Origin of the sequence: Streptomyces sp. NPDC057654 (assembly GCF_042800135.1) — a bacterium.
GTDB lineage: Bacteria > Actinomycetota > Actinomycetes > Streptomycetales > Streptomycetaceae > Streptomyces.
This window is the reverse complement of sequence record NZ_JBHVHQ010000142.1, coordinates 1-13,515: the sequence shown is the minus strand read 5'-3', so window position 1 is coordinate 13,515 and position 13,515 is coordinate 1. Positions and strand designations below refer to the sequence as shown.

Sequence of the window (13,515 nt, the reverse complement as noted above, 5' to 3'; positions counted from 1 at the left end):
CACTGGTACCAGGAGTACGCCTTCAGGCTCTTCTCCGAACGGAACTTATTGACCAGGCGAACCAGCTTCATAATTCCTCCATTCATACGTACCAGTTGACAGACCGACTCGGCGAACAGCCGCAATCCGAAGGAAGCGGAACCTGACGGAACCCCAGTGAACCCTTCGGAATGCATTCCGGCGCCGCGCAAGAGTGAAGACCCGCCCACCTAAAGTGTCAAGTGACTCACATCACATCGGCGAATTCATCTATTCACGTTTTGGGGCGGCTGTACATTCCCATCGCGGCAAACCGATCATAATTGCCCATCCCCTCCCATACTTGAAGGAATAGCGAGGCGATTTGAGCTGATTGTTATGGTTCGACGCGGCAAATCTGGCATGGGCATGATCCAGCTTCAGGCCCTCCGTCAGCGCGGCGAAGCCCCTGCCGGGCCGCTTCCATCCTTCGATGTTTTACTCACCGGCCCTCCCACCCCCCATCGCCTGCCTACGATCAACCGCCCCGCCCATGCTCGACCGCCCCGCCCATGCTCGACCGCCCCGCCTATGATCGACCGCCATGGACTGGCTGGAGCGCACCGCGAAGCTGAGGCAGTGGACGGGAAACGGCGTACGCGCGCCCCACAAGCCGCTGTTGCTCCTCTACGCACTCGGCCGCTTCCAGGAGGACGCCGACGGCGAACTCCGCTACAGCGCCGTCGAAGAAGACCTCAAACAGCTCCTGATCGAGTACGGCCCCGCCAACAAGACGACCCCCGCCTACCCCTTCCACCACCTCGTCAGCGACGGGGTCTGGGAGGTGCGCACGGACCGCGGGGCCGGCAGCCCCGGCACCGGCGTGCTGGAGCTGCGCGCGTCGGGTGCGGCCGGCCGGCTCGTACCCGAACTGCGCTCCGCCCTGCGGCGCGAGCCCTCGCTTCTCGGCCGGATGGCCCGCGTCCTGCTCGACCTGCACTTCCCGCCGTCCCTCCACCCCGACCTGTGCGAAGCGGTGGGCCTGGAGCTGGAAGCCGCGGAGACCGGCCCACTCCTCGCCGGCAGCGCGCGGCAACGGCGCGACCGGCGCATGCGGGACCGGCGCATGCGGGACCTGGTGCTGACCGCCTACGAGTACCAGTGCGCCTTCTGCGGCTACGACGGGCGCATCGGGGCGACCCCGGTCGGGCTGGAGGCCGCGCACGTACGCTGGTGGGCCTTCGACGGCCCGGACGTCGTCGACAACGGGCTCTGCCTCTGCGCCCTCCACCACAAGCTGTTCGACAAAGGCGTCCTCGGGGTGGGGGAGGATGGAGCGGAAGAGGCACGTCACGTCGTCCTCGTCTCCCAGCACTTCGTCGGGCACAGCGCCGCCGCCCGCGACCACGTCACCGCCCTCGCCGGCCGCCCGCTCATCGGCCCCCAGCCCGGCGCCTCCCCCGTCGCCCCCGGCCACCGCGCCTGGCACACCCGCCAAGTCTTCCGCGGCGCCCCGCGCCCGGCCGCCGCCACCACCACCTGCTGACGCCACCACCCGCTCACGCCACCGCCCGCTGACGCCACCGGGCAACGGGAGTACGTACGTACCTCAGCGACCGCTGACGCACCACTCCCCGCACCGCCGCTCGAACTCGGCCTCCTCCCCCAGCAGTTCCAGCCGCTGCCGCCCGTACGCCCGCGTCACCCGCGGCATCCGGAACGACGCCGTGTGCGGCGGCGGTTCCGGAGTGATCACGGACTGGGCCGCCAGCCCGGCGAAGGCCGTGACAAGGGGGCCCGCGGCGAGCCATTCGTCCGAGCAGACCGCGAGCGCGTCCCGCAGCGTGAACGGTTCGGCAAAGACGCTGCACCGCGCCCACAGCAGCCGCTCGTCCGGCGTGCACAGCCGATGGCTCCAGCTCAGCGAGGCGCGCAGGGTGCGCTGGCGGCTGGGCAGGGCGGTGACGGGCGAGGTCAGGTCCAGTACGTGCCGGAGGCGGGAGACGAAGGGCAGCAGTTCGTCGGGCGTACGGTGCGCGAGTCCGCCCGCCGCGAGCTGCACGGCCAGCGGCAGGCCGTCGAGGGAGATGCAGATCCTGCGGGCCAGTTCGCTCTCCGGCGTGACGCTCGCGCCGAACCGCCGCGCCGTCCGCGCGAACAGCGTCGCGGCGGCCTCCGGGGCGAGCGGCCGCAGCGGATAGCTCGCCGGCGTCCGCAGCGGCACCCGGCTCGTCAGCAGGACGTGCATGCCGGCGCACGCGTTCACCAGCCGTACGAGCACGTCGGCGCACTCCTCGGCCAGATGCTCGCAGGTGTCCACGACCAGCAGCGTCGGGCGCTGCCCCACCGCCTCGGCCAGCCGGGGCCGGCCCCAGAGCCGCAGCGCGCAGGCCATCCAGTGCGACACCTGGCCGGGGGTCTCCAGTCCGGCCAGGTCGGTGGCGGCCACCGCCGCCCAGGGGCCGGGGAGCATCCGCCGCACCACGTCCGCCGCCAGCGCGCTCTTGCCCACCCCGCCGGGGCCGACCACCGCGACCAGCCGGTGCTCTCTCAGCAGCCCTTCGACTTCGGCCGCCTCGGCGTCACGGCCGATCAGCGCGGCGGCGTCCCAGCCGCCCGGCGCCTCGGCGTCGCGGCCTCCTCGCGCGGCGGACCGGCCGTCAAGCGGCTCCGGCATCTTTCCTACCTCCAGGGTTCGTGTACGCAGAAGGCAGTCAGCTTGGCCGGGGCAGGTCGGCAGGACATCGGTGAACGGCCCGTATCCGTATACCTAGGTCGGGCATCCGCAGGTCAGCGCCATCGCGGGAGTAGGCATACGGACCCTCACCCGCCCCTCGCCCACCCCTCACCCGCCGTTCAGCAACTCCGTCACCTGTGCCCGCGAGGAGTACCCGAGCTTCGCGAGGATGTGCTCCACATGCGCGTCGACGGTGCGCCGCGAGATCACGAGGCGTTCGGCGATCTCCCGATTGGTCAGCCCCTCGGCTACGAGCCCGGCGACCTCCCGCTCGCGCCGCGTCAGCGCGTGCGGAACGGGCCGCGGCCGGGCCGTGATCGCCTGCTGCCGCGGCACGCCCGGCGGCGCGTCCTTGTCCTCCGCCGCCATCAGCACGCCCGCGGTCAGGGAGAGCGCCGCGCCCTTGGCGTGCAGGGCGGTGTACCGTCCGGTGCCCAGCTCGTCGCGGGCCCGCTGCTCGTACTTGTCGTGCAGAGCACGCATCTGCGCGTTCCCGACCAGGGACTGCGGCCCGATCTTCCGCCACTGCGCGGCACACGCCCCGAACAGGCAGGCCGCCCGGCGCATCCGCCCCTCGCCGACCGCGATCCAGGCCAGCAGGTCCATGGCCGCCGCCACGCCCAGCGCGTCGTCCAGCGCGCCCTTCAGCCGTACGCCCGTACGCAGCGAACGGGCCGCTTCGGCCGGCTGGCCGAGCATCATGTGCGCCAGGCCCTGGGTGATGCACTGCGATCCCCGGACATAGCACTCCTGGCTGTCCGGGCCGAGGAGTTCGAGCGTGGTGCGGGCGGCCCCGATGGCCGCGGCGGGCTGCCCGGCCATCAGGTGGGCGACGCTGACGTGCATCTGCGTGAGCCGTTCGCCGTGTACGTCCGCGGCCTCCCGCATCAGCGCGACGGCCGCGACCACTCCGATCAGCCCTCGCTCGTGGGCGTCCTGGTGGAAGAGCGCGCTCGACTCGGCGAAGGCGGCCCAGGCCGACGACCGGGGGTCGTCGAGTGATCGCGCGCAGGCGAGCGCGGTGGAGGCGATGGCGAGGGCCGCCGCCTGGTCGCCCTGCCGGCCGACGAACATCGAGTACCAGGCGAGGGTCATCACCCGCTGCGGGGACGGTTCGTGGCCGCGGGTGCGGTCCAGGGCCCGTTCCATCCAGTACGCGCCCTCGGCGGGCCGGCCGGAGCAGAGCCAGTACGTCCACATGACGGCGGTGAGGCCGAGGAGTTCGGACCCGTCCGCCGCCGCGTACCGCAGGGCAGCCCGGAGATTGTCGCGCTCGCCCACGAGCCCCTGGTAGAGCGGGAGTTGTGCGGAGCTGACGAACTGGTCCTCGAAGCGGCGCAGCATGGCGCGGAAGTAGGCGACGTGACGGCGGCGAAGCGCGCCGGTCCCCCCGGTTCCACCAGTCCCGCCGGCCCCCCCGTTCCCCCCGTTCCCGCCGAGCTCTTCGAGGCGTTCGGCGCCGTACTCGCGCAGGGTGTCCAGCAGCCGGTAGCGGTCGCCGTCCTCGCCCAGCCGCACCACCACCGACTTCTCGACGAGTCCGACCAGATGGGTGAGGACGGCCCCGGCAGGCAACTCGTCGTCCGCGGCGACCTCGGCGACGGCGTCCAGGCCGAACGACCCGGCGAAGACGGAGAGCCGCGCCCACAGCAACCGCTCGGCGGGCGTGCACAGGTCGTGGCTCCAGTCCATGGTCGTACGGAGCGTCTGGTGGCGCGCCGGCGTCGTCATACGGCCGTGGTCGAGCAGCGCGAACGTTTCGCTGAGCTGCGCCGTGAGCTGGTCGAGCGGCAGGGCCCGCAGCCGGACGGCGGCCAGTTCGATGGCCAGCGGAATGCCGCCCAGGCGGTGGCAGAGGGCGACGGCGTGCGGCCGGTTGGCGCTGGTCAGCGCGAAGCCGGGCAGCACGGCGGCGGCCCGCTCGGCGAGCAGGACCAGCGCCTCGCTGTCGCCGTCGTCGCCCGGCCGGGGCAGCGGCAGCGCGGGTACGGGCAGCAGATGCTCGCCGGGCGCGGCCAGCGGCTGCCGGCTGGTCGCCAGGATCGTCAGCCGAGGCGCCCGGGGAAGCAGCAGGTCGGCGAGGTCCGCGCAGGAGTCGAGTACGTGCTCGCAGGTGTCGAGTACGAGCAGCAGCTCGCGCTCCGCCGCGTACTCGATCAACGCGTCCACCTGCGGCCTCGACGTCTGCTGCGGCAGCCCCAGCGCCTCGGACACGGCCTGCGGCAGCAGCTCGGCGTCCTTGAGCCCCGACAGCTCGACGAAGCGCGCGCCCTCCTCGTACGTCCCGGCCGCCGCAGCCTGCGCGGCGACGCGCACGGCGATCCGTGTCTTCCCCACGCCGCCGGGCCCGACGAGCGTCACCAGCCGCGTACGCGCCAGCAGTTCCCGCGCCCGCTCGATTTCCCGGCTCCGCCCCACAAAACTCGTCATCTCGGCGGGCACCCGCCCGTCACCCCACCGGGCCGAGCCGAACGCCATGAATCCCACCGCCCTCCGTCACACCCCCGCGTAACACCCCGCAGAACACCCCCCGCGAAGGCCGACCGAGCCACGGAGGAACCAAGGTAACGAGGACGGGGCGGGCGAGTACCGGGGGCGATCGCTATCGACCGGTCTCTGCGGGGTGCGGGTCCGGGTGGCTGCCCGGCCGCTTGCGGTTATGGGCGTATCGGGTGGGCTATTGATCGAGTTGATCAAGTTGATCGATTCGATCGATACGCGACCCCGGGCCGGGAAAAAGAAATACCCCGATCCGTATTGACGGACGGGGTATTTCTCTGCGTATATTGGGGGGTTCCATGTCTGCATTAACTTTGAGACGTGGCTCATCCCGACATTCACAAGGTATCGGAGCGGGGCTGAATTGTCAAATACGGAATTGCGAAACGAGCAGGAATTCATCGATCTGCTCCACGAGCGGCTGACCGAGCTGCGGGACGGGGCCGAGGAGGCGGTGCGGGAGGTGCTGCCGGTGGAGGGGAACAGTCATCAGGCGCGGCTGGAGCGCGAGGTGCTGGTGGCCGAGCGGTCCGGGCTGCTGGCGGCGTTCAACGCCGGGGAGAGCGGGCTCTGCTTCGGGCGGCTCGCGTTCCAGGACGGGCGCGACCACCACATCGGGCGCATCGGGATGCGGCGCGACGACCCGGACCGTACGCCGCTGGTCGTCGACTGGCGGGCCGACGTCGCGCGGCCGTTCTACCTCGCGACCGGGCACACCCCGATGGGGCTGCGCCGGCGGCGGCACATCACCACGCAGGGGCGGCAGGTCACCGCGCTCCACGACGAGCTGATGGACCTCACCGACACCGTCCGCACCGGACACGAGGGCTCCGACGCCGACGCCGTACTGCTGGCCTCGCTCGACGCGGCGCGCACCGGCCGGATGCACGACATCGTGCAGACGATCCAGGCCGAACAGGACCGGATCATCCGCGCCCCGCACCGCGGCATCCTCGTCGTCGAGGGCGGGCCCGGAACCGGGAAGACCGTGGTGGCGCTGCACCGGGCCGCGTACCTCCTCTACGCGCACCGGGAGCTCCTCGCCCGCCGGGCCGTCCTGATCGTCGGACCGAACCCTGCGTTCCTCGGCTACATCGCGGAAGTACTGCCCTCGCTCGGCGAGACCGGGGTACTCCTCGCCACCCCCGGCGACCTCTTCCCCGGCGTGACCGCGACCGGCGCCGACACCGCGCGCGCCGCCGAGGTCAAGGGCGGTGCGGCGATGGCCGACGCGCTGGCCCGGTTCGTACGGGACCGGCAGGCGCTGCCGCCGTTCGACGAGCCCATCGTCATCGACCACGAGGACGGCGAACTGCTGCTGGACGCCGACATCGCGAGCGATGCACGGCACGCGGCGCGCGCGACCTCGCTGCCGCACAACCTCGCCCGGCCGCACTTCGCGTTCCACGTCATCGACGCGCTCACCGCGCAGCTCACGGACCGGATCGGCGCGGACCCGTACGGCGGGCCCAACCTCCTCGGGCCCGACGACACCGCCATGCTCGGCAAGGCGATCGCGGCCAGCGCCGAAGTGCACGCCGCCATCGCGGAGTTGTGGCCGTCCCTCACGCCGGAGGAGTTGGTCGCGGACTTCCTCGCGGAGCCTGTGCATCTGGAGGAGGGTGACGCGGAGGCTATCCGGCGGAGCCGGGACGGTGGCAGTGACGGCGGTGGTGGCGGCGGTGGTCAGGGCTGGACTCCCGCCGATGTTCCGCTGCTCGACGAGGCCGCCGAACTGCTCGGCGACGACGACTCCGCGGCCCGCGCCGCCGCCGAGGCCGAGCAGCAGGAGCGGATCGCGTACGCGCAGGGAGTGCTCGACCTGTCCCACGGTTCGCGTACGTACGAGTTCGAGGACCTCGACGAGGAGGACTCCGAGGTCCTCGCCGCGCACGACCTGGTCGACGCGGAACGGCTCGCCGAACGGCAGGAGGAGGCCGACCACCGCAGCGCCGCCGAACGGGCGGCGGCCGACCGCACCTGGGCCTTCGGCCACATCATCGTGGACGAGGCGCAGGAGCTGTCCGCGATGATGTGGCGGCTGCTGATGCGCCGCTGCCCGACGCGTTCGATGACGCTGGTCGGCGACCCGGCGCAGGCGGCCGAACCGGGCGGCTGCGGTTCGTGGGAGGCGATCCTGACGCCGCATGCCGGGGATCGCTGGAAGCGCGTACGGCTCGGGGTCAACTACCGCACGCCCACCGAGATCATGGAGATCGCGGCGGCGGTGCCGCGCGCCGCGGACCCGTCCTTCGAGCCGCCGCGCTCGATCCGCTCCACGGGCGTACGGCCTTGGGCACAGCGCACCGGGGACTTGGCTCGGGCGGTGGCGGAAACCGTGGAAAAGGAAGTGGAAAAGGAAGGGGTGCGAGAGGGGGACGCGGACCAGGGTGCTTCCGGGCATCTCGCGGTGATCGCTCCGCTCGGCCGGCACGCCGAACTCGCCGCCGCGCTGCCGCAGGCGTCCGCCGGCCGTTCCCCCGATCTGACCAGGCCGGTGGTACTGCTCGGCCCCCGGCAGGCCAAGGGGCTGGAGTTCGACTCGGTGATCGTCGTGGAGCCGGAGGAGTTCGGGGCGAGCGATCTGTACGTGGCGCTGACGCGGGCTACGCAGCGGTTGGGGGTGATATACACCGGCGGCGAGCTGCCGATGGGGCTGGAGTTTCCGGTGATGACGACGATGACGTGATGGCGGCCGGCCTCGGGGGTGGGGGTGGACCTAGCACCACCCTGAAGAGGCCACGTCACCGTATGCCGCCGGGCCTGCGGATTCGGGATCGTAGAGGTCGAAGCAAACACGAAGACGAAGATGCAGACGAATACGAATCCGGGGACCGTCATGAGCTTGAGCACCAGTGCCAGCGCCAGCGCGAGCGCTTTGTCTTACGGTGCGGTGTCCGAGCCGTACTCTCCGGCGCAACGGGTCAGCTTCTGGCGCGCGCCGTTCGCGGCCGTTACGTACCGGGAGATCGGCTACACGCTCGCCTCGCTGCCGATCGCCATCGTCGGTTTCGTCTTCGCCCTGACGATGTTCTCGGTCGGCGCGGTCCTGGCCGTCACGGTGCTCGGGCTGCCCGTACTGGCCGGGATGCCGGCCGGTGCGCGCGGGCTGGGGGCGGCGGAGCGCCGACGGGCGGCGGACAAGCTCGGCTTGGAGGTGGCGGCGCCCGCGCCCGTACCGGCGCCGCGCGCGCCGGGCTTCTGGTCCGGGCTGCGGGTGCGGCTGGGGGATGCGGCGGGGTGGCGCGCGGTCCTCTTCCAGGTGGTGATGTTCCCCTGGCGGATGGTGAGCTTCGTCCTGTCGACGGTGGTGCTGCTGGTCGGCTGGGCGGTCGCGCTGCTGCCCGCGTACAACTGGGTCTTCCCGCACTACGTCGGCTGGCCCGGCTACCGCGTCTACGACTTCACCTCGGGCGGCGTGCACCACCAGTACTACCTGACCTCGCCTCTCCAACTCGCCGGGGTCTCCCTCGCCGGCCTGCTCATCGTCTTCCTCACCCCGAAGCTGGTCCGCGCCCTGACAAACGTCGACCGGGCTGCGGTTCGGGGGATGTTGGGGTAGGTCTTCCTGGGGTGGGTACGGGTGATGGGGTGGTGGGCAAAGCCCCCGCCCCATCACCCCCGCACCGCCCCCGCCACATGCTCTCTGAACCAGCGGTGGCCCGGGTCCGTGGCGTTGCGGGGGTGCCAGGCCATGCCCAGGTCCAGGGGGGTCAGGTCCAGGGGGATGGGGAAAGTGCGCAGGCCCATGGCCGTTGTCGTGTCGGGGAGCCAGTCGGGGAGGGTGAGGGCCACCAGGTCCGTGGTGCGGGCCAGCATCATCGCGCTCGTATGGCTGGGCACGACCACCGCCGTGCGGCGGCGCAGGCCGAGTTCGGCCAGGGCGCTGTCGATGGGGCCGGAGCGCTTGCCCTGGCGGGAGATGCCGATGTGGTCGGCGGCGGCGAAGCGGCGCGCGTCGATTCGGCCCTCGAAGAGCGGGTGTCCGCTGCGGGCGATGCCCACCAACGGCAGTTGCGCGAGCTTCCGGGTCCGGATCTCCGGGTCCAAGTCGCCCAGTGCGCCCAGTTCGACGTCCACCCAGCCCTGTCGCAGCGCCGGGCCGCCCTCCACCGCCTCCGGCAGGAAGACCACGTCGACGTGCGGGGCCTCCTTGTGGATGCGCTCGGTCAGCGTTCCGGCCAGCCCCACCAGCAGCAAGTCGGTGGTCTGTACCGTGAACGTCCGCTGGAGGTGCACGGCGTCGAAACCCGCCCCCGGCCGCAGGACGTTGTCGCAGCCGCGCAGCAACGCCCCGACCTCCTCACGGAGTTCCAGGGCGCGTGGCGTCGGGACCATTCCCTGGCCCGCCCGGACCAGCAGCGGGTCGCCGACTGCCCGGCGCAGCCGGGCCAGTGTGCGGCTGGCCGCCGCGGGCGACGTACCGAGCCGTTCGGCGGCTCGGGTCACGCTGTTCTCCTGGAGCAGGGCGTCGAGTGCCCGTAGCAAGTTGAGGTCCATACCCACGCCCGTACCCTCCTGAGCTGCATTTTTACTTCTGTGGCAACTATTAGCTGCCAATCTTTGCATTGTTCGTCAGCCCTCTCCCCCGCGACAGTGGACACGGCCGCAGAAACGCGAGGCAGCCCACCCGATACGGACGCACCATCACGCACGAAGGAACGAACACACTCATGATCGTCATCACCGCACCCACCAGCACCATCGGCCGCATCCTCGTCGACGATCTGCTCGACCGCGGCGCACGGCTGCGCCTCGTCGCCCGTGACCCCTCGCGGCTCGCCCCCGCGGTCCGCGAACGGGCCGAGGCCGGGGGCGAAGTCGAGATCGTCACGGGCTCGCACGGCGACCCCGCCGTCATCGACCAGGCGTGCGCCGGGGCCGAGGCCGTCTTCTGGCTCGCACCGGACGACGGGTCCGCGCCGAGCACCGAGGCCGCCTATGTCGACTTCACCCGCCCCGCGTGCGCCGCGTTCGCGCGGCACGGCGTCAAGCGCGTCGTGGGCGTCTCCGCCCTCGGCCGCGGCACGGCGCTGGCCGACCGCGCCGGACTGGTGGCCTCTTCACTCGCGATGGGCGACCTCATCGCCGCCTCGGGCGTCGCCTACCGTGCCGTGACCTGCCCGTCGTTCATGCACAACCTGCTCAACCACGCCGGGGCGATCAAGGAGAAGGGCATGTTCTTCATGATGGCCGACCCCGACCTCAAGAGCCCCACCGTCGCCACCCGCGACATCGCCGCCACCGCCGCCCGGCTGCTGCTCGACGGCTCGTGGAGCGGCGCCGGGGAGGTTCCCTGCCTCGGTCCCGAGGACCTGTCGCCCAACGAGATGGCCCAGATCATCTCCGAGGTCCTCGGCACGGACGTCGGCTACCAGCAGATTCCGGGCGCGGCCCTCAAGGACCGGCTCACCGGTTTCGGGATGACCGACGCGATGGCCCAGGGGATGGTCGACATGTTCGACGCCAAGAACCAGGGCCTGGACCTCGCCCAGCCGCGTACGGCCGAGTCGACGACCCCGACCACGTTCCGGCAGTGGTGCGAGGAGGTCCTCAAGCCGGCCGTCGCCGCTGCCTGAGCCCATCCCGCCGGGTCATGGGCGGTATGTACAGGCGATCCGCCCGTACAGCATCCAGATCCAGGCCGCCCGTCTCCGGTACGGGCAGGAAGCACTCCGACTGCCAGGTCCGCGTCACGTGGGCCTGGCGGTCGGGCGCATCGGCCCAGGGCGGGTAGACCCGGAACGCGCGCTTCCCGCCCGTACGCCCCATACGCCCCGTACCGCCCAGCAGCAGTCATGTCGGTTACAACTCCAGCGACTACAACTCCAGCGACTTGAAGGCCCGCGCCTGCTCCGTGATGGCGCGCTCCGTAGGCAGTCGCTCCATGGACGACGCGCCGAAGAAGCCCGCGATCCCCTCGGTGTGGTCCAGGACGTACCGCGCGTCCTCGGGCTCCGCGATCGGACCGCCGTGGCAGAGCACGATGATGTCGGGGTTGATCCGCTTCGCCGCGTCGTGCATCTCCTGCACGGCGGCTGCCGCCTGATCGAGCGTCAGGGCCGTGGCCGCCCCGATGGAGCCCTTGGTCGTGAGCCCCACGTGCGGTACGAGGACGTCCGCGCCCGCCCGCGCCATCTCGGCCGCCTGGTCGGCGTCGAAGACATAGGGAGCGGTGAGCAGGTCACGTTCGTGCGCCTGGCGGATCATGTCGATCTCCAGGCCGAAGCCCATCCCCGTCTCCTCCAGGTTCTCGCGGAACTTCCCGTCGTAGAGGCCGACGGTCGGGAAGTTCTGTACGCCCGCGAAGCCGACGGCCTTCAGCTGGTCCAGGAAGTTGCCCATGATGCGGAAGGGGTCGGTCCCGCAGACCCCGGCGAGTACGGGTACGTCCCGTACGACCGGCAGCACCTCGCCCGCCATGTCCAGCACGATGGCGTTGGCGTCCCCGTACGGCAGCAGGCCCGCGAGGGAGCCGCGGCCGGCCATCCGGTAGCGGCCGGAGTTGTAGATGATCAGTAGGTCGACGCCGCCGGCCTCCGCGCACTTCGCGGACAGGCCGGTGCCCGCGCCCGCGCCGATGACGGCTCGGCCGGCGCTCATCTGGCCGGTCAGACGTGCCAGGGCTGTCGTGCGGTCCATGCGGTCCATGGTGGGGTCCTCCATCGGTGCTGCGTCGTGCTGTGTAGTGCTGTGTGGTGCAGGTCTGCTCAAGTCGTGCCGAGGCGTGTCAAGGCTGCGCCGTATGCCCCTCCGCCGCCTCCCGCCGCCCCCCGATCATCCGGTCCAGCAGCTCCGCCGCCGCCACCCCGAACGAGGCGTCGTTGAGGTGCGCGTCCACCTCCCGCAGTTCCACCGCGCTCCCCGCGACCGCCCCGCGCAGCGCCGCCAGCCCCGCCGCGTCGGCGGCCGGGTCGTGGAACGGGCCGCCCTCGGCGTCCACCGCCGAGACGCCGCCCAGCGGCCACATGACCGCCGTCGGAGCGTGCGCAGCGGCCAGTTTGCGGCCGATGGTGTCGCCGAGGGCGGCCATCTCCTCCGCCGTGGTGCGCATGAGGGTGACGGTGGGGTTGTGGACCAGGAAGCGGCGGTCGGCGAAGCGCGGCGGGACGGTGTCGGCGGGGCCGAAGTTGACGGAGTCCAGCGCGCCGGGTGCGACCACCTGCGGTACGCCCGCGCGCCCGGCCGCGGTGAGGCGGTCGGGGCCGGCGCTGAGGACGCCGCCGACCAGTTCGTCGGCGAGTTCGGTGGTGGTCAGGTCGAGCACCCCGGCGAGGAACCCGCCCGCCGCCAGTTTCTCCAGCGCCCGGCCGCCCGAACCCGTGGCGTGGAAGACCAGTACCTCGTATCCGAGCTCGTCCAGGCGGGCGCGGGCGGCGTCGACGGCGGGCGTGGTGATGCCGAACATGCTGGCGCCGATCAGTTCGCGCCCCCGCGCGGGCGGGGCGCTCAGGCTCCGCTCGTACCGGGCCGCCATCCCGGCGGCGGCCGCCACCGCGTTGCCCATGACCAGCCGGGAGACGGAGTTGATGCCCGCGACGTCGACCACGCTGTACATCAGGGTGATGTCGCTGCTGCCGACGTACGGACCGACGTCCCCGGCGGCCATCGTGGACACCAGCAGCTTCGGCACGCCGATCGGCAGCGACTGCATCGCCCGCGCCGCGATGGACGAGCCGCCGCTGCCCGCCACCGCGAGCACCGCGTGCAGCCGGCCCTGCCGGTGCAGCTTGGCGATCACCCGGTCCGCGCCCTCGGCCATGGCCCGCATCGCGGCGCCCCGGTCCGCGCCCGTACGCAGCTCCGCCACGTCGTGCCCGGCGGCGCCCGCGACGGTGGCGGCGTCGACGTCGCCGGGGAACGCGCCCTCGGGCAGCGGCATCACTCCGGCGTCGACGACCACGACCTCGCAGCCGGTCTCGCGGAGCCGCTCCGCCAGCCACGCGTACTCCGCGCCCTTGGTGTCCAGCGTCCCGAGCAGCACCACGCTCGCCATGTCCTTCTCCTTTGAACGGACGATCGGTGCTCCGATCATCGACCGGCCGCCGGTCCCCGCCAAAGACCACTTCGGGCGGATTGGCCTGTGGTGCGGAGATGATTCCGCAATGCGGAGACGGAGAAGACAGCGATGATGTCGGGCATGGACCGTATCCCTCCCACCCGGCTGTCGCGCCTGCTCACCGGCTGGACCAAAGGCGGCACGGAAGCGCTGCCGCGCCTCCTCGCGGACGCGCTGCGCGAGCTGGCCGAGCGCGGCGACGTGCCGGCCGGCACCGTGCTGCCCGCGCAGCGCGTCCTGGCGGCGGCGCTCGGCGTCAGCC

11 protein-coding genes and 1 pseudogene are annotated in these 13,515 nt (G+C 71.9%); 5 read left to right on the top strand and 7 right to left on the bottom strand.

What is annotated here, in order from left to right:
• On the bottom strand, window positions 1-71 hold a 71-nt coding region (locus tag ACFU99_RS14070), incomplete at its 3' end, for a tryptorubin family RiPP precursor (protein WP_384390610.1).
• A gap of 491 nt (window positions 72-562) precedes the next feature.
• Between ACFU99_RS14070 and ACFU99_RS14065 the strand changes: the two genes are divergently transcribed.
• Window positions 563-1,504 carry a phosphorothioated DNA-binding restriction endonuclease gene (locus ACFU99_RS14065; protein ID WP_384390604.1) on the top strand — a complete coding sequence of 314 codons (942 nt, stop codon included), beginning with the start codon at window positions 563-565 and terminating at the stop codon, window positions 1,502-1,504.
• 63 nt (window positions 1,505-1,567) lie between these two features.
• On the opposite strand, the gene ACFU99_RS14060 is transcribed toward ACFU99_RS14065, so the two are convergent.
• Both ACFU99_RS14060 and ACFU99_RS14055 read right to left on the bottom strand, forming a co-directional pair.
• Window positions 1,568-2,635, bottom strand: a complete 1,068-nt coding sequence (locus tag ACFU99_RS14060) for an ATP-binding protein (protein ID WP_384390602.1) — start codon at window positions 2,633-2,635, stop codon at window positions 1,568-1,570.
• A gap of 168 nt (window positions 2,636-2,803) precedes the next feature.
• On the bottom strand, window positions 2,804-5,173 hold the full coding sequence (locus tag ACFU99_RS14055; protein WP_384390609.1) for an ATP-binding protein: 2,370 nt from the start codon (window positions 5,171-5,173) through the stop codon (window positions 2,804-2,806).
• A 400-nt stretch (window positions 5,174-5,573) separates the two neighbouring features.
• Here ACFU99_RS14055 and ACFU99_RS14050 point away from each other — a divergent pair, with 400 nt between their 5' ends.
• Entirely contained in the window at window positions 5,574-7,883 is a 2,310-nt protein-coding gene (locus ACFU99_RS14050) for a HelD family protein (RefSeq protein ID WP_384390599.1), read from the top strand.
• Window positions 7,884-8,087: 204 nt separating this feature from the next.
• Complete coding sequence (locus tag ACFU99_RS14045; RefSeq protein WP_384390596.1) at window positions 8,088-8,756, top strand: sensor domain-containing protein; 669 nt, start codon at window positions 8,088-8,090, stop codon at window positions 8,754-8,756.
• Between the two features lie 53 nt (window positions 8,757-8,809).
• On the opposite strand, the gene ACFU99_RS14040 is transcribed toward ACFU99_RS14045, so the two are convergent.
• The gene (locus tag ACFU99_RS14040; RefSeq protein ID WP_384390607.1) at window positions 8,810-9,694 is read right to left on the bottom strand and encodes a LysR family transcriptional regulator; all 885 of its coding nucleotides are present in this window, start codon (window positions 9,692-9,694) and stop codon (window positions 8,810-8,812) included.
• Between the two features lie 173 nt (window positions 9,695-9,867).
• On the opposite strand from ACFU99_RS14040, the gene ACFU99_RS14035 reads away from it, so the two are divergent.
• Window positions 9,868-10,773, top strand: coding sequence for an NAD(P)H-binding protein (locus ACFU99_RS14035; RefSeq protein WP_384390593.1), 906 nt, complete (start codon window positions 9,868-9,870; stop codon window positions 10,771-10,773).
• Here the strand turns inward: ACFU99_RS14035 and ACFU99_RS14030 are convergent.
• The 3 genes from ACFU99_RS14030 to ACFU99_RS14020 all read right to left on the bottom strand — a co-directional run bounded on the left by ACFU99_RS14030 (window position 10,748) and on the right by ACFU99_RS14020 (window position 13,190).
• Entirely contained in the window at window positions 10,748-10,966 is a 219-nt protein-coding gene (locus tag ACFU99_RS14030) for a MepB family protein (protein WP_384390590.1), read from the bottom strand. The genes ACFU99_RS14035 and ACFU99_RS14030 overlap by 26 nt on opposite strands.
• 48 nt (window positions 10,967-11,014) lie before the next feature.
• Window positions 11,015-11,836 (bottom strand): phosphoenolpyruvate hydrolase family protein, encoded by an 822-nt coding sequence (locus tag ACFU99_RS14025; protein WP_384390587.1) that lies wholly within the window; start codon window positions 11,834-11,836, stop codon window positions 11,015-11,017.
• An 88-nt stretch (window positions 11,837-11,924) separates the two neighbouring features.
• Window positions 11,925-13,190, bottom strand: coding sequence for a Tm-1-like ATP-binding domain-containing protein (locus tag ACFU99_RS14020; RefSeq protein WP_384390583.1), 1,266 nt, complete (start codon window positions 13,188-13,190; stop codon window positions 11,925-11,927).
• Window positions 13,191-13,334: 144 nt separating this feature from the next.
• On the opposite strand from ACFU99_RS14020, the pseudogene ACFU99_RS14015 reads away from it, so the two are divergent.
• Window positions 13,335-13,515, top strand: a pseudogene (locus ACFU99_RS14015) (PLP-dependent aminotransferase family protein); the annotation flags it as partial.